This window comes from Rhodanobacter caeni (assembly GCF_039523575.1).
In the GTDB taxonomy this organism is placed as follows: domain Bacteria; phylum Pseudomonadota; class Gammaproteobacteria; order Xanthomonadales; family Rhodanobacteraceae; genus Rhodanobacter; species Rhodanobacter caeni.
In genome coordinates, this window is sequence record NZ_BAAAFO010000001.1 from 732,130 (window position 1) to 746,572 (window position 14,443).

Annotated in this window: 13 protein-coding genes and 1 tRNA gene; 8 read left to right on the top strand and 6 right to left on the bottom strand. The window is 66.2% G+C overall.

What is annotated here, in order from left to right; genetic code table 11:
- Positions 1-15: 15 nt before the first annotated feature.
- The 6 genes from ABD017_RS03420 to ABD017_RS03445 all read right to left on the bottom strand — a co-directional run bounded on the left by ABD017_RS03420 (position 16) and on the right by ABD017_RS03445 (position 6,539).
- A complete protein-coding gene (locus ABD017_RS03420) occupies positions 16-696 on the bottom strand; it encodes a DUF2064 domain-containing protein (RefSeq protein ID WP_343880146.1) in 681 nt (226 codons plus the stop codon).
- Positions 697-740: 44 nt separating this feature from the next.
- On the bottom strand, positions 741-1,475 hold the full coding sequence (locus ABD017_RS03425) for a TIGR04283 family arsenosugar biosynthesis glycosyltransferase (RefSeq protein ID WP_343880148.1): 735 nt from the start codon (positions 1,473-1,475) through the stop codon (positions 741-743).
- The gene (locus ABD017_RS03430; protein WP_343880149.1) at positions 1,475-2,551 is read right to left on the bottom strand and encodes a methyltransferase domain-containing protein; all 1,077 of its coding nucleotides are present in this window, start codon (positions 2,549-2,551) and stop codon (positions 1,475-1,477) included. Before ABD017_RS03430 ends, ABD017_RS03425 begins: the two co-directional genes overlap by 1 nt.
- Before the next feature lie 127 nt (positions 2,552-2,678).
- Entirely contained in the window at positions 2,679-3,662 is a 984-nt protein-coding gene (gene arsS, locus ABD017_RS03435; protein WP_343880151.1) for an arsenosugar biosynthesis radical SAM (seleno)protein ArsS, read from the bottom strand.
- On the bottom strand, positions 3,655-4,401 hold the full coding sequence (locus tag ABD017_RS03440; RefSeq protein WP_343880153.1) for a DUF3047 domain-containing protein: 747 nt from the start codon (positions 4,399-4,401) through the stop codon (positions 3,655-3,657). Before ABD017_RS03440 ends, arsS begins: the two co-directional genes overlap by 8 nt.
- Positions 4,398-6,539 carry an FAD-dependent oxidoreductase gene (locus tag ABD017_RS03445; RefSeq protein ID WP_343880155.1) on the bottom strand — a complete coding sequence of 714 codons (2,142 nt, stop codon included), beginning with the start codon at positions 6,537-6,539 and terminating at the stop codon, positions 4,398-4,400. The genes ABD017_RS03440 and ABD017_RS03445 overlap by 4 nt, the downstream gene beginning before the upstream one ends.
- A gap of 311 nt (positions 6,540-6,850) precedes the next feature.
- Between ABD017_RS03445 and serS the strand changes: the two genes are divergently transcribed.
- The 8 genes from serS to ABD017_RS03485 all read left to right on the top strand — a co-directional run bounded on the left by serS (position 6,851) and on the right by ABD017_RS03485 (position 14,363).
- Positions 6,851-8,128: a serine--tRNA ligase gene (serS, locus tag ABD017_RS03450; protein WP_343880157.1), complete on the top strand. Its 1,278-nt coding sequence runs from the start codon at positions 6,851-6,853 to the stop codon at positions 8,126-8,128.
- Entirely contained in the window at positions 8,125-8,508 is a 384-nt protein-coding gene (locus ABD017_RS03455; protein WP_343880159.1) for an LrgA, read from the top strand. The genes serS and ABD017_RS03455 overlap by 4 nt, the downstream gene beginning before the upstream one ends.
- Positions 8,509-8,620: 112 nt before the next feature.
- Positions 8,621-8,710 (top strand) — tRNA-Ser (locus ABD017_RS03460).
- Between the two features lie 181 nt (positions 8,711-8,891).
- Positions 8,892-9,518: an HD domain-containing protein gene (locus tag ABD017_RS03465; protein ID WP_343880650.1), complete on the top strand. Its 627-nt coding sequence runs from the start codon at positions 8,892-8,894 to the stop codon at positions 9,516-9,518.
- A 92-nt stretch (positions 9,519-9,610) separates the two neighbouring features.
- Complete coding sequence (locus ABD017_RS03470) at positions 9,611-9,859, top strand: type II toxin-antitoxin system Phd/YefM family antitoxin (RefSeq protein WP_108472895.1); 249 nt, start codon at positions 9,611-9,613, stop codon at positions 9,857-9,859.
- An 11-nt stretch (positions 9,860-9,870) separates the two neighbouring features.
- Positions 9,871-10,125: a Txe/YoeB family addiction module toxin gene (locus ABD017_RS03475; protein WP_343880162.1), complete on the top strand. Its 255-nt coding sequence runs from the start codon at positions 9,871-9,873 to the stop codon at positions 10,123-10,125.
- Between the two features lie 145 nt (positions 10,126-10,270).
- Positions 10,271-12,745, top strand: a complete 2,475-nt coding sequence (gene hsdR / locus ABD017_RS03480) for an EcoAI/FtnUII family type I restriction enzme subunit R (RefSeq protein ID WP_343880164.1) — start codon at positions 10,271-10,273, stop codon at positions 12,743-12,745.
- 139 nt (positions 12,746-12,884) lie between these two features.
- On the top strand, positions 12,885-14,363 hold the full coding sequence (locus tag ABD017_RS03485; RefSeq protein WP_343880166.1) for a type I restriction-modification system subunit M: 1,479 nt from the start codon (positions 12,885-12,887) through the stop codon (positions 14,361-14,363).
- Positions 14,364-14,443 lie beyond the last annotated feature (80 nt).

Genomic DNA, 14,443 nt, shown 5'->3' on the forward strand with positions numbered 1-14,443 from the left:
GACCAAAAGCCCCCCTCAGCCCTTCGGGCAGCTCCCCCCGCTGCGCAGGGGGAGCAATCTTTCGAGGCCTCTCGGGTCGTCCATGCATTCGTCCAGCAGCCACGCGAGCAGTTCGCGTTGTTCGGGCAGCGGCTCGGCCAATGCTTTCAGCTCGGTGACGAGCGACGCCAAATCGTCGACGTCATCGACGTCATCGAGCATGGGCAGCGACGCGATCGCGCCATGGCGCGACAAGGCATCGATCAACATGCTGGCGGTGTCGGCGCATGAATAACGCGGCGCCAGCCACACCGCTTCCGGCACCCGCTGGCGCGTGCCGAACAGCCAGAAACCGCCGTCGTTCGCGCGTCCCAGCACGAAGGGCGTGACTGGAGCGCGCAGCGCGTCCACGGCGGCGCGCAACAGCCCGGCGCCGATCTGCGGCGCATCGGCGCCGATCAGCAACACGCGCCCGTGGCGCTGCTGCAGCGACGCACAGACGTGATGCAGCCGCGCGCCCAGCGAGCCTTCCCCTTGCCACAGGGTGGGCAGCGCGTGCCACATCGGATCGTCGAGGGCGTCGCGTTCGGCGACCGCCCAGCACGGTTCAACCGCGGGCATCGCGGCTCGCGCCACGGCGGCCACGGCGGCGGCTGCCCGTCGATGGAACTGTTCTGCACGGCGTTGCCCGATGCTCGCCGCCAGGCGCGTCTTCACCGGCGAATGGCCCGGCGTCTTGACGAAGATGGCCAGCGCCGTGTTCATCGCCGCTCACGCCGCAGGCGGCGCCATTGCGGCCACGCCTGCACCAGGGTCAGCCAGAGATGCCGCGAAGTGGTTCGCCACCAGCCATGCCGCGCGTATTTGCGAGCACTGGTTTGCAGTGCCGCGCCCACGCCGACGATGGGCAGGCCGGCGCGGCGCGCGGTCCATACCAGCAGGTGATCCTCGCCGTAGCGCACGCGCTCGTCGAAGCCGCCGAGCGCGGTGAAGCAATGCGCCGGCAACAACAGTCCCTGGTCGCCGAACGGCATTTTCAGCCAGTGCGAGCGACGGTTGGCGCCCCAGGCGTTCAACGCGGCCAGCCGCGGGCCGTCGCGATCGAAAGCCAGCTCGAAGAAACCCAGCGCGTCATCCGCGCGCTGCGTGAATCGCTGCAAGGCCGTCAGCGTTTCCGGTTGCAGCCGGGAGTCGGCATGCACGAACCACAGCCAGTGGCCGCGCGCGATTTCCGCGCCATTGTTCTGCTGCCGCGCGCGACCCGCTGGACTGCTGATCTGGCGCAGCGTGGCTCGCGTCGACGGCAGCGGTGGCAACGGCGGCGCGTCGGCGTGCACCACGATCACTTCGCAATCGTCGGGCAGCTCTTCGGCCAGTTGACCGACCAAGCCGCGCCATGCTGTTTCACCCGGCGCCAGTGGCACGATCACCGACAGGCGCAGCGTGCCCGCGGCCACCATGTCCTGATCGATGCCGCTGGCGGGCTTCGCGTTCATCAGCAGCAGGCGCCGCCCGTGCCAGCGACGGCGCGCGTATCAGGCACGCCATCGAACAAGCCGAAGTGCCGTTGCTTGTCGCCGTCGATGCGGAAATGCGCCGCGTAGCGGCTGGCGCTCAGCATGTCGGCGGTGTTGCCGCAGACGCGCAGCGGGCGGCCGGTTTCGAAATGATGGTGGTCATCGAGGTCGAACGCATGCGGCTGGTGCGGCAGCGTGCCCAGATAGGTGGCGACCTGGCCGTAGTCTTCGCAGCGGTCCTCCAGCGGCAGCTTGAACGCGCGCCAGGTGATGGATTCGAAACGGGCAAAGCCGATGCGCTGCGCCACCGCGGGGTCGGTCAGTTCGACCGGGCTGCGCTCGCATACGCGCGCGTCGGCCACACCCAGCGTGCCCAGCAGGCGGCGGAAATCCTCCACGTACAACGCGCCGGCCAGGCATTCGCCCAGCAGCACCGGATCGAGCATCAGTGCGGCGGGCAGGCGGCGGTCGGCGAACACGTCGGAGAAATACAACTCGCCGCCGGGTTTCAGCACGCGCAGGATCTGCGCAAACGCGCGCGCCTTGTCGGGCACCAGGTTGAGCACGCAGTTGGAGACCACCACGTCGACCGAGTTGTCGGCGATGCCCAGCGCATCCAGATCCGCCAGATCACCGGCCAGCAAGCTGACGTTGCTGCGAGCATGGCCGAACGCACGGGCGTGGTAATCGCGATGGCGTTCGGCCACGGCCAGTTGTGCGGCGGTCATGTCCACGCCAATCACGCGGCCTTGTTCGCCCACCAGGCGCGACAACAGGTAGACGTCGCGACCGGTGCCGCAGCCAAGGTCCAGCACGGTGGCGTCGGTCAGCGCGGGCGGGATGGGCGAGCCGCAACCGTAGAAGCGCGCGGTGATTTCCGGGTGCAGCAGGGCGACGGTTTCGCGCAGGTGAAGCGGCATCGCGCTGGTGCTGCAGCACGCTGTGGTACGCAGGTCGGTGCTGTTTTTCAGCGTCTCGCCGTAGTACGCGCGCACGTCGTCGCGAACGCGGGAGTCATCACCGCAGCAGGTTCTGGTTTGGGTGTGGTCGGTCATGGTTGTGATTCGGGTGGTTGTTTGGTGAATGGCGCGCGACCTGCTCCCTTGTGGGAGCGACTTCAGTCGCGACGCTTTTACTGTTCGTCGGAGAGCGTCGCGACTGAAGTCGCTCTTACAGGTCCCGCTACATGGTGAGCGCGCCGCCGCAGGAGCTGCCGGCGCCGGCGGTGCAGCCGTAGCAGTGGCTGCCGAAGGCGATGGGTTCGTTCTCGATTTCGGTCAGCGCCTCGATGTCCCACAACGTGAGCTCGCGGCCGCCCAGCGGCAGCTCCAGGGCCTGGTTGAAATCGCAATCGTACAAATGTCCGCGCCAGTCCACCGACAACTGGTTGCGGCACATCACCCCCAGCGCCGCCTGCGGGTTGAACGCATCCAGCAGGGTCTGCATGTAGCTGTCGTAGCGGCCCTCGCGCTCCAGCAGGTGCAGGAAGCGCTTGATCGGCATGTTGGTGATGGTGAACAGGTGGTTGAAGTGGATGTCGAAATGCAGCGCCAGCTCACGCTTGTAATCCGCCTCCAGCGCGGCCTGTGATGGCGGCAGGGTGGCGCCGAGCGGGTTGTAGACCAGGTCGATTTCCAGCCCGGTACCCTCGCGCCCGTAGCCCAGCTGCGACAGCATGCGCAGCGCCCGGATGGACGGGTCGAACACGTGCTGCCCCCGCTGTTTTTCCACATTGGCCTTGGTGTAGCAGGGCAGGGAGGCCACGATTTTCACGCCCTGGTCGGCCAGGAATTGCGCCGTATCCTCCTGGCCCTCGCGCCACAGGACGGTGAGGTTGCAACGGTCGATCACCGTCTTGCCCATCGCGCGTGACTCGCGCACCAGCTGGCGAAAGTGTGGATTCATCTCCGGCGCGCCGCCGGTGAGATCCACCGTGTGAATGGCCGGCGCGTCGGCCAGCAGCGCGAGCAGGCGATCCACCGTGGCGGTCTGCATGATCTCCGTGCGCCTGGGGCCGGCCTCGATATGGCAGTGATGACAGGCCAGGTCGCACAGCTTGCCCACGTTGACCTGCAGGATTTCCAGCGGCGTGCGCGGCAGGGCCACGCCATGCGTGCGCAGCGTGCGCGCGAACGACGGTCGCGCCTCGACGGTGATGTCATTCATCGGTGGACTCGGATGCGGCGGCGGGCGCCGAGAAGGTGAGGTCGCCGAACCAGGCGTTGACATGGCCGCTGGTGTTGTCGGTGTCGCTGGCGACGGCCACGCCGGTGATTTCTGGCGCCGGGCGACCGAAGGCGGCGCGGAAATCGGCGGCGACATCGCGCCGCTCGCTCTGCCATTGGCCTGCGTGCGCGTTGCCGCTTTGCAGGACGATGGTGCGCACGGCGCCATAGTAGGCGTTCGGCGCGATGGTGCCCACGGGGTGGGTGTTGTCCCACACGTAGCACAACGCGGCGCGTGGCAAGGCGTGGCCCATCACCGCGCGCGCCATGCGCAGTTTCAGCCGCTGGCCGAAGCTCAGCGCGCTGGCCGGCACGTCGAAGAACACGTACACGCGCGCCGCGAAATCGTCGCCGCGCTTCCTTGCCAGGTTGGCCTTCGCCACGCTGTGGTCGACCTTCCAGCGCCAGCTCAGGATCTGCTCCGGCGGCAACCGTAGCGCATGGGCGATGCCGCCCGCGCCGCGGTTGGCATCGATGTGCAGCACGGTGGTGTCGCCGTCGCGCACCAGCCCGATGGTCGCGCGGGTCTTGTGCCGCGACATCGGGTAGTGCTTCCAGCCCGCGGGCAACTGGCTGCCGGTGGCGCTGTCGGAAAAGCGCAGCGACAGCGCCTCGTCGCCCGCCATGGCCGACGAGGCGACAAGGCCCAGCGCGATGCACAGGAGTAACCGGGTCTTCATCGTCGCCGCCAGCGAAACCAACGTTCCGCCCAGCGTAGCGCGCCCTGCGGTGCGTGTGCCTTGCGCCAGGCGCCGGCGGCGTACTTGTTCGCTTCCGCCCAGGTCGGATAGGCGTGGATGGTGCCCAGGATCTTGCCCAGGCCCAGGCCGTGGGTCATCGCCAGGGTGAACTCGGCCAGCAGCTCGCCGGCCTGCGCACCGACGATGGTGGCGCCCAGGATGCGATCCTTGCCCGGCACGGTAAGCACCTTGACGAAGCCGCGCGTGCCGTCCTCGGCGATGGCGCGGTCCAGGTCGGCCAGGTCGTAGCGGGTCACCTCGTAGCGGATGTCCTGCTCGCTGGCCTCGCGTTCGTTGAGCCCCACCCGCGCCACTTCCGGGTCCACGAAGGTGGTGGCGGGGATGGCCGAGTAATCCGCCTTGAAGCGCCACAACCCGCCCAGCAGGGCGTTGAGCGTGGCGTACCAGGCCTGGTGCGCGCCGACGTGGGTGAGCTGGTAGGGGCCGGCAACGTCGCCGCAGGCGTAGATGTTGGGATACAGCGTCTGCAGGTACGCGTCGGTTTCGACCGTGCGCGGTGTGGGAATGCCCAGTTCCTGCAAGCCGTAACCCTCGACGCGCGGGCGACGGCCGACGGCCACCAGCAAAGTGTCGAAGGGCAGGGTGACGGTTTCGCCGTCGTGCTCGCAGCGCAACGATTTTCCCTGCGCGTCCGATTCGACTGCCACGGCCTTGTGCCCGGTGCGCACGTCGACGCCGTCCTCGCGCAGGCGAGCTTCGACAAACGCCGAGACGTCGGCATCCTCGCGGCCCAGCAGGTGTTCCCCCAGCTCGACCTGGGTCACGCGGGAACCCAGCCGCGCAAACGCCTGCGCGAGCTCGCAACCCACCGGGCCGCCGCCCATCACCACCAGCCGTGGCGGCAGTTCGCGCAGTGCCCACAAGGTGGCCGAGGTGAGGTAGCCGGAACCGGCCAGCCCCGGCAGGTCCGGCACCAGCGGTTCCGCGCCGGCGGCGATCACGATGGCGCGGGTGGTGAGGGTTTCGTCGCCGATGCGCACTTCCCATGGCGACACGATCGTGGCGTGGCCCTTGCGCACGTCCACGCCCAGCTCGCTGTAGCGCTCCACCGAATCGTGCGGCGCCACGTCGCCGATCACCCGCTGCACGCGCGCCATCACTGCGGCGAAATCGACGCTGACCTCGCCCACCTGCACGCCCGCCGCGGCGGCATCGCGCGCACGCGCGGCCAGCCGTGCGCTGTGGATCAACGCCTTCGACGGCACGCAGCCTTCATTGAGGCAGTCGCCACCCATCGCGCCTTTTTCCACCAGCGTCACGCGGGATTTCACCGTGGCGGCGATGTACGCGCTGACCAGCCCCGCCGCGCCGGCGCCGATCACCACCAGGTTGCGATCGAAGCGCCGCGGCTTCTTCCAGCGCGCATAAAGCTTGCGCCGGCGCACCAGCGCCACCAGCGCCCGTGCGATCCAGGGAAAGATGCCCAGCAACACGAACGAGCCCAGCAGCACCGGCGAGAAGATGCCTGATGCGGAGTCCAGTTGCGCCAGCTGCGTGCCCGCGTTCACGTAGACGATGGTGCCGGCCAGCATGCCGACCTGGCTGACCCAGTAGAACGTGCGCGCCGGCAGCGCGGTCACGCCCATCAGCAGGTTGATCGCGAAAAACGGCAGCGCCGGCACCAGCCGCAAGGTGAACAGGTAGAACGCGCCATCGCGCTTGAGGCCCTCGTCGATGACGTGCAGCCGCTTTCCGAAGCGGCGCTTCACCGCATCGCGAAACAGGAAGCGGCTAGCCAGAAACGCCAGCGTCGCACCGATCGACGAGGCAAACGAGGCCAGCAGCGTGCCTTCCACCAGCCCGAACACTGCGCCGGCGGCAATCGTGGCCAGCGCCGCGCCGGGCAGGGACGCCGCCGCCATCGCGATGTAGCCCAGCAGAAAGCCGCCAGCCAGCAGCCATGGATGCTCGCCGCGCCACGCCTGCAGCGACTGCTGCTGCGCCTTGAGCGTGTGCAGGTTGAGGTAGTGCGACAGGTCGAAAACGAAGAAGCCGGTGATCGCCGCGGCGATCAGCAGCGCGATGAACAGGCGGGGCAGCAGGCGGCGCCCCTTCATGGGTGACGCGCCTGCACTGGCTTGAGGCGAGTCGGCGACGGCGGCCCGCCATCGCCAATCCAAGTTGCAGCTTGCTTCGTCATCAGTTGGTCATCCTCGTGATTGATGCGTTGCGATTCCCAAGCTCGGGTTTCCCGCTTGCGCGAGGATGACGAGCTCCTGCTGCAAGCATTCCAGCCATCCTTCGCTGCGGCCAATGGAAAAGTTACCTGGGCCCCGCCATTCTCTGGCGCCACCGCGCCTGCCGATGCGTTTGCCCCCTTCACCGGCTGCCACGATAATTGCCGGTCTGATCACCCAAAGGAACGACCATGCTCGACCCCACGCTGCTGCGAGCGCATCTCGCCGAAACCGCCGAGCGGCTGGCGACGCGCGGCTATGTGCTGGATACGGCGGCCGTGGAGCAACTGGAAGCCGACCGCAAGCGGCTGTCGATGGAAACCCAGGAACTGCAGAGCGTGCGCAACGCCCGTTCCAAGGCCATCGGCCAGGCCAAGGCCAAGGGCGAGGACACCACCGCACTGATGGCCGAAGTCGCCGGCCTGGGCGACAAGCTCAAGAGCAACGAGCAGGCGCTGGCCGACGTACAGGCAAAGCTGGCGCAGATCGCGCTGGGCATTCCCAACATCCCGCATGAATCCGTGCCGGTGGGCAAGGACGAGAACGACAACGTCGAAGTCAGCCGCTGGGGCACGCCGCGCCGCTTCGACTTCGACGTGAAAGACCACGTCGAACTGGGCGAGCGCCACGGCTGGCTCGACGGCGACGCGGGCGCCAAGCTGTCCGGCGCGCGCTTCACCGTCATGCGCGGCCAGCTGGCGCACCTGCATCGCGCGCTGGGCCAGTTCATGCTCGACCTGCACACCGCCGAGCACGGCTACCTGGAATGCAACGTGCCGGTGATCGTCAACGCCGACAGCATGCAGGGCACCGGGCAACTGCCGAAGTTCGAGGACGACCTGTTCGCCACCGAAGTCGGCGAAACCCGGCGCTACCTCATCCCCACCGCCGAAGTCCCGCTGACCAACCTACTGCGCGACACCATCCAGGATGCCGACGCGCTGCCGCTGCGCCTGACCGCGCACACGCCGTGCTTCCGCGCCGAAGCGGGCAGCTACGGCCGCGACACCCGCGGCATGATCCGCCAGCACCAGTTCGAGAAAGTCGAGATGGTGCAGATCAGCCGCGCCGCCGACTCCTACGCGCAGCTCGAAGAACTGGTCGGCCACGCCGAAAGCGTGCTGCAGAAGCTCGGCCTGCCATACCGCAAGCTGCTGCTGTGCACCGGCGACATGGGCTTCGGCGCCAGCAAGACCTACGACCTCGAAGTGTGGCTGCCCAGCCAGCAGACCTACCGCGAGATCTCCAGCTGCTCCAACTGCGAGGATTTCCAGGCGCGCCGCCTGCAGGCCCGCGTGCGCAACCCCGACACCGGCAAGCCCGAACTGGTGCACACCTTGAACGGCTCCGGCCTCGCCATCGGCCGCACCCTCATCGCGGTGATGGAAAACAACCAGAACGCCGACGGCTCCATCACCATCCCCGAAGCCCTGCGCCCTTACATGGCCGGGCTGGACCGCATCGCATGAACGCGCCCGCCGGGGCGCCGGGGCGCTGGGGCAGGGTGGAGTTCTACACCAGCTTCTTCCTGCTGGCCGTGCTGGCCACCGTGATCGGCATGCGCCTCGGCTTTGCCGACGTCTGGCACCTGCCCACCATCGACCTCGACCTCTCCGTCGTCGCGCTGATCCTCGTGGTCGCCGCCTTCTGGCTCGCCCGCCACAGCCGCCGCTGGCGCCTCGCCATCATCACCTTCGCCGCCGCCACCCAGCTCGTGCCCATGGTCGTGCGCGAACCCATCCTGCTGCTGCCATTGCTGGGCGCGCTGATCCCGGTGGCCATCCTGGCGGTTTGCCTGGTGGCCCTGTCGAAGAAGGACGCCAGCCGTCCCCCGCAAAGCCGTTCCTGATAGGATTGCAGCCCGCGCAAGCGCCCTCTAGCCGTTCTCCCTGAGCGTAGCGCAGCGAAGTCGAAGGGCAATTCACCGGTTTGTTTGATGCGGCGGATAAAGAACCAAGTTTGGAGAGATGGCCGAGTGGTTTAAGGCAGCAGTCTTGAAAACTGCCGTAGGTGTAAGCCTACCGTGGGTTCGAATCCCACTCTCTCCGCCAAAAAACAAACGCCCCGCATGGGGCGTTTTGCTTTTCTGATGGTGATGACTGGGTGGACCCAGCCAGGTCGAACGAATTCGTCTTCAGCGAACTCGGGCAGACTGAGACACCACTACGCTCTCAACCCTTGCGACGCGCCACCATCATCATTGGCCACGATGAAACCGCCACAGGGGGCAATATGACCACACTCTCCGACCGCGTCAGCCAGGCCGTCGACTACGCCCGCATTGCCCACGCCGCGCAGGTGCGCAAAGGCTCGAATATCCCGTACCTCTATCACCTGCTCGGCGTAGCCAGCCTGGTGATCGAGTTTGGCGGCAACGAAGACCAGGTCATCGCCGGCCTGCTGCATGACACGGTCGAGGATTGTGGGGCGGGGCAGGAAGCGATAATCCGCAGGCAGTTCGGCGACGCGGTGGCCAACATCGTCATGGACTGCACCGATGGCACCGCCGAAGGCAAGGCCAGCCACACCGATCCGGAAGCCAAACGCCGCGACTGGGTCGAGCGCAAACTCGCCTACCTCGCGCACCTCAGGCAAGCGTCGGATGCCACGCTGCTGGTCTCGGCCTGCGACAAGCTGCACAACGCCCGCGCCATCGTGCAGGACCTCGAAGACCCCGAAGTCGCCACCCGCGTGTTCGACCGCTTTACCGGCGGCCGGGATGGCACGCTCGGCTACTACCAGGCGCTGACGGAAATCTTCTCCACCCGCGGGGTCAAGGTTGCCAGGGTGCTCGACAGCACGGTGGACGTGATGCATGCGTTGGCAGGGGTGGAGAAACGCAAGGCGCTCGCTGGCTGAACCGCCGGCTTGAACCCATCATCGGGGCATTTGACTGCCTGCGGGTCGTCGGCTAGATTGCGTACAGAATATTGTACATATCGAGACAGCCCATGGACACCATCACCTATACCAAGGCCCGCTCCAGTCTCGCCGAGACGATGGAGCGCGTCTGCGAGGATCATGCGCCGGTGATCATCACCAAGAAGGACGAATCGGTGGTGATGATGTCGCTGGCCGATTACCAGTCGATGGAAGAAACCGCCTACCTGTTGCGCAGCCCCAGGAATGCGCGCCGTCTGCTGGAGTCGATGGCGCAACTGGAATCCGGTGGCGGCAAGCCGCGCAAGCTGGCCCGCTGAACCTGGCCGGCATGCAGCTGATCTTCTCCGATGCAGCCTGGGAGGATTACCTCCACTGGCAGGCCCACGACCGCAAGCTGGTGGCGCGCATCAACAAGCTGATCGACGACAACATGCGCCATCCCCTCGAAGGCATCGGCAAACCCGAACCCTTGCGGCACGGGTTGGCGGGTTACTGGTCGCGCCGCATCAACGACGAGCACCGCATGGTGTACAAGGCCACCGCCGACGCACTGCTGATTGCGCAGTTGCGGTATCACTATTGAGCAGCGGGCAACGGTCACGGCTGGTTTGAGAGCCGCGCACGCGGCGGTGCGAAGACATCGACATGCACCGTCGACTGGCCCGGTTCGATCCGACGCCCTATGCTCTGGCGTGTTCGAGCCGGGGGAATCGCCAGAGTCATGCTTCATGGATAAGAAAAAGCTGTCCGAAGCGGACATCTGCCTGAAGTTCATCACGCCCGCCCTGATCGCCAGCGGCTGGAACGTGAATGAGCAGGTGTTTCAGGAATTCACGCTGAAGGCCGGCCGCATCGTGGTGCGGGGCCACCGTGCCGCGCGCGACAAGTCGAGCATCCGCCGCGCCGACTACATGCTGTGTCATCGCGCGGATCGCCCGCTGGCGGTGATCGAGGCCAAGGACAACACCCATTCGCTCAACGCCGGCATGCCACAGGCGATGGCATACGCCGACCTGCTGGATGTGCCGTTCGCGTTTTCCAGCAACGGCGACGGCTTTCTCTTCCGCGACCGCACGCTGGGCGATGGCGTGCTGGAACGCGAGATCACCCTCGACGAATTCCCCGGCCCCGACGAACTGTGGCAACGCTACTGCGCCTGGAAAGGCTGGTCGGCTGACGTGCGTCATGTGGCGGAATCGGCGTGGTTTCCCGGCAAGCCGCCACGCTATTACCAGATCGCCGCCGTCAACCGCACCGTCGAGGCGATCGCCGCGGGTCGCGACCGCGTGCTGCTGGTCATGGCCACCGGCACCGGCAAGACCTTCACCGCCTTCCAGATCATCTGGCGGCTGTGGAAGTCCGGCGCGAAGAAACGCATCCTGTATCTGGCCGACCGCAACATCCTGATCGACCAGACCATGGTCAACGATTTCAAGCCCTTCAAGGGTGCGATGGCCAAGCTCAGTCCGAACCAGAAGGGCGTGGAGCGGGTCGATGCCGAGACGGGCCAGCGCTTCATCGACCAGCTCGACCTGGCCGTGCACAAGACCACCAAGCTGGTCGACAAGTCCTACGAAATCTACCTGTCGCTGTACCAGGCCGTATCCGGCCGCGAAGACGAGGACAACATCTACAAGCAGTTCTCGCCGGATTTCTTCGACCTGATCATCGTCGACGAGTGCCACCGCGGCAGCGCCGCCGAGGATTCCGCGTGGCGCGAGATCCTGACCTACTTCAGCAGCGCCGCGCAGATCGGTCTTACCGCCACGCCGAAGGAAACCGAGGAGATTTCCAACAGCGACTACTTTGGCGAGCCGTTCTACACCTACTCGCTGAAACAGGGCATCGACGACGGCTACCTGGCGCCGTACAAGGTCATCCGCATCGACCTCGACCGCGACGTGCACGGCTGGCGCCCGAGCGCCGGCATGACCGACAAGCACGGCAACCTGATCGAGGATCGCATCTACAACCAGCGCGACATGAACCGCTCGCTGGTGCTGGAAGCGCGCGACCAGCTCGTCGCCGACAAAATCACCCAGTACCTCAAGGCCACCGACCGCTACGCCAAGACCATCGTCTTCTGCGAAGACATCGACCACGCCGGACGCATGCGCCAGGCGCTGTCGAACGCCAACGCCGACATCTGCGTCAACCAGCCAAAGTACGTGGTGCAGATCACCGGCGACAATCGGGAAGGGAAGCTGGAGCTGGACAACTTCATCGACCCGGAGAAGACCTTCCCGGTCATCGCCACCACCTCGCGGCTGATGTCCACCGGCGTCGACGCGCAGACCTGCAAGCTGATCGTGCTGGACCAGACCATCAAGTCGATGACCACCTTCAAGCAGATCGTCGGTCGCGGCACGCGGCTGCGCGAGGATCTGGGCAAGACCTGGTTCACCATCATGGATTTCAAGCGCGCCACCGAGATGTTTGCCGACAAGGATTTCGACGGCGATCCGGTGCAGGTCTACCAGCCCGGCCCGAATGATCCCGTCGAGCCGCCGCCGACTCCGGCATCACCGTCGACCGGCGGGACGCGGGAAGAGCCCGGTCCGTGGAGTGCCGAGGGCGGCGATTCCCCGAGCACGGCCAGCCCCGGCGAAGGCGGCGAGATCGTCAAGCGCTTCGTCATCGACGGCAGGCGCGTGCCGGTCAGCGTCTCCAAGGAGCGCGTGCAGTACCTCGATGCGGACGGCAAGCTGATCACCGAAAGCCTGCGCGACTACACCCGCATCAACATCAAGAGGCAGTACGAGTCGCTGGATGCGTTCCTGCAGGCATGGAGCACGGCCGAGCGCAAAGCCGCGCTGATCGCCGAGCTGGACGACCACGGCGTGTTCCCCGACGCGCTGGCCGACGAAGTGGGCAAGGACTTCGACCCGTTCGACCTGGTGCTGCACGTCGCCTACGACATGCCGCCGCTCACCCGCGCCGAACGCGCCAACCATGTGCGCAAGCGCAACGTGTTCACCCAATACGGCCCGGTCGCCCGCCAGGTCATCGCCGCGCTGATCGACAAGTACGCCGACAGCGGTGTGCAGACCCTGGAAAGCATGGACGTGTTGCGCCTGCCGCCCATCGACCACCTCGGCACGCCGATCGAGCTGGTACGGGCGTTCGGCGGCAAGCCACAATACCTGCAGGCATTGCAGGCGCTGGAAGCGGAGCTGTACCGCCCAGCTCCACCCGGCTCCTAGCCCCCTCTCCCTTCGGGAGAGGGTTGGGGTGAGGGTACGGCCGAAGCCCGAACCCCACGCTCCACCTGAACCCTCATCCGACCCTTCGGGCCACCTTCTCCCAATGGGAGAAGGAATCCCATCAAACACAGAACCATCCATGTCCAACCTCAGCTCCATCGTCAAGTCCATCCAGGACATCATGCGGCAGGATGCCGGCGTCGACGGCGACGCCCAGCGGATCGGCCAGCTCACCTGGCTGTTCTTCCTGAAGATCTTCGACGCCCATGAAGAACAGCTCGAAGTGATGCACGACCACTACAAGTCGCCGCTGCCCGAGCACCTGCGCTGGCGCGACTGGGCTGCCGACCCGGAAGGCCGCACCGGCGACGACCTGCTGGACTTCCTCAATATCCAGCTGTTCCCCACGCTGAAGGAGCTGCCCGGCGACCTGAAGCGCAACCCGCGCGGCTTCGTCATCCGCAGCGTGTTCGAGGACGCCTTCAACTACATGAAGTCCGGCCAGCTGCTGCGCCAGGTGATCAACAAGATCAACGCGATCGACTTCAACCGTCAGGCCGACCGCCACCAGTTCAACGACATCTACGAAAAGATCCTGCGCGACCTGCAGTCCGCCGGCAACGCGGGCGAGTTCTACACGCCGCGCGCCGTCACCCAGTTCATGGTCGACATGATCGATCCGCAGCTTGGCGAAACCGTGCTCGATCCCGCCTGCGGCACTGGCGGCTTTCTGGTCTGCGCGCTGGAGCACCTGCGCAAGCAGGCGCGCAGCGCGAAGGACGAAGCCATCCTGCAAACCTCCATCCGCGGCGTGGAGAAGAAGCAGCTGCCGCACCTGCTGTGCGTCACCAACATGCTGCTGCACGGCATCGACGTGCCCAGCGAGATCCGTCACGACAACACGCTGACCTATCCGCTGCGTAACTACGGCGCCAAGGATCGCGTGGACGTTATCGTCACCAATCCGCCGTTCGGCGGCACCGAAGAGCCAGGCGTGGAGGGCAACTTCCCTGCCGACGTGCGCACCAAGGAAACCGCCGACCTGTTCCTGGTGCTGATCAAGCACCTGCTGAAACCCCACGGCCGCGGCGCCGTGGTGCTGCCCGACGGCACCCTGTTCGGCGAAGGCGTCAAGTCACGCATCAAGGAGCAACTGCTCACCGAGTGCAACCTGCACACCATCGTGCGCCTGCCCAACGGTGTGTTCAGCCCGTACACGGGCATCAGGACCAACCTGCTGTTCTTCACCAAGGGCCAGCCCACCCGGCACGTCTGGTACTACGAGCATCAATACCCGGCCGGCGTAAAGAACTACAACAAGACCAAGCCGATCCGCATCGAGGAATTCGACGTGGAGAAAGCGTGGTGGGGAGACCCGGCCGACAACTACGCCAGCCGCGTGGAGAACGCGTTCGCCTGGAAAGTCGACATCGACACGATCAAGGCGGCCAACTGGAACCTCGACCAGAAGAATCCGCACACGGCGGAGCAGGTCAGTCTCGATCCGGATCAGTTGTTGGCTGACTACCAGCGATTGCAGGCCGAGGCGCGGGGGATGCGCGATCAGCTCAAGGCGTTGCTCGGTGCCGCGTTGAGCGGTGACGAGGCGCAGGCATGAGCCAGATGCAACTGCATACCCCCACGCCGTCATCCCAGCGAAAGCTGGGGTCCAGCGCCTCCGCGCACTCTGAAAGTCAC

Excerpts from the sequence above, each read along its gene's own strand:
- ABD017_RS03425 (WP_343880148.1), bottom strand. The coding sequence starts at position 1,475 with ATGAACGCGAAGCCCGCCAGCGGCATCGATCAGGACATGGTGGCCGCG.
- ABD017_RS03430 (WP_343880149.1), bottom strand. The coding sequence starts at position 2,551 with ATGACCGACCACACCCAAACCAGAACCTGCTGCGGTGATGACTCCCGC.
- arsS (WP_343880151.1), bottom strand. The coding sequence starts at position 3,662 with ATGAATGACATCACCGTCGAGGCGCGACCGTCGTTCGCGCGCACGCTG.
- ABD017_RS03440 (WP_343880153.1), bottom strand. The coding sequence starts at position 4,401 with ATGAAGACCCGGTTACTCCTGTGCATCGCGCTGGGCCTTGTCGCCTCG.
- ABD017_RS03445 (WP_343880155.1), bottom strand. The coding sequence starts at position 6,539 with ATGAAGGGGCGCCGCCTGCTGCCCCGCCTGTTCATCGCGCTGCTGATC.
- serS (WP_343880157.1), top strand. The coding sequence starts at position 6,851 with ATGCTCGACCCCACGCTGCTGCGAGCGCATCTCGCCGAAACCGCCGAG.
- ABD017_RS03455 (WP_343880159.1), top strand. The coding sequence starts at position 8,125 with ATGAACGCGCCCGCCGGGGCGCCGGGGCGCTGGGGCAGGGTGGAGTTC.
- ABD017_RS03465 (WP_343880650.1), top strand. The coding sequence starts at position 8,892 with ATGACCACACTCTCCGACCGCGTCAGCCAGGCCGTCGACTACGCCCGC.
- ABD017_RS03470 (WP_108472895.1), top strand. The coding sequence starts at position 9,611 with ATGGACACCATCACCTATACCAAGGCCCGCTCCAGTCTCGCCGAGACG.
- ABD017_RS03475 (WP_343880162.1), top strand. The coding sequence starts at position 9,871 with ATGCAGCTGATCTTCTCCGATGCAGCCTGGGAGGATTACCTCCACTGG.
- hsdR (WP_343880164.1), top strand. The coding sequence starts at position 10,271 with ATGGATAAGAAAAAGCTGTCCGAAGCGGACATCTGCCTGAAGTTCATC.
- ABD017_RS03485 (WP_343880166.1), top strand. The coding sequence starts at position 12,885 with ATGTCCAACCTCAGCTCCATCGTCAAGTCCATCCAGGACATCATGCGG.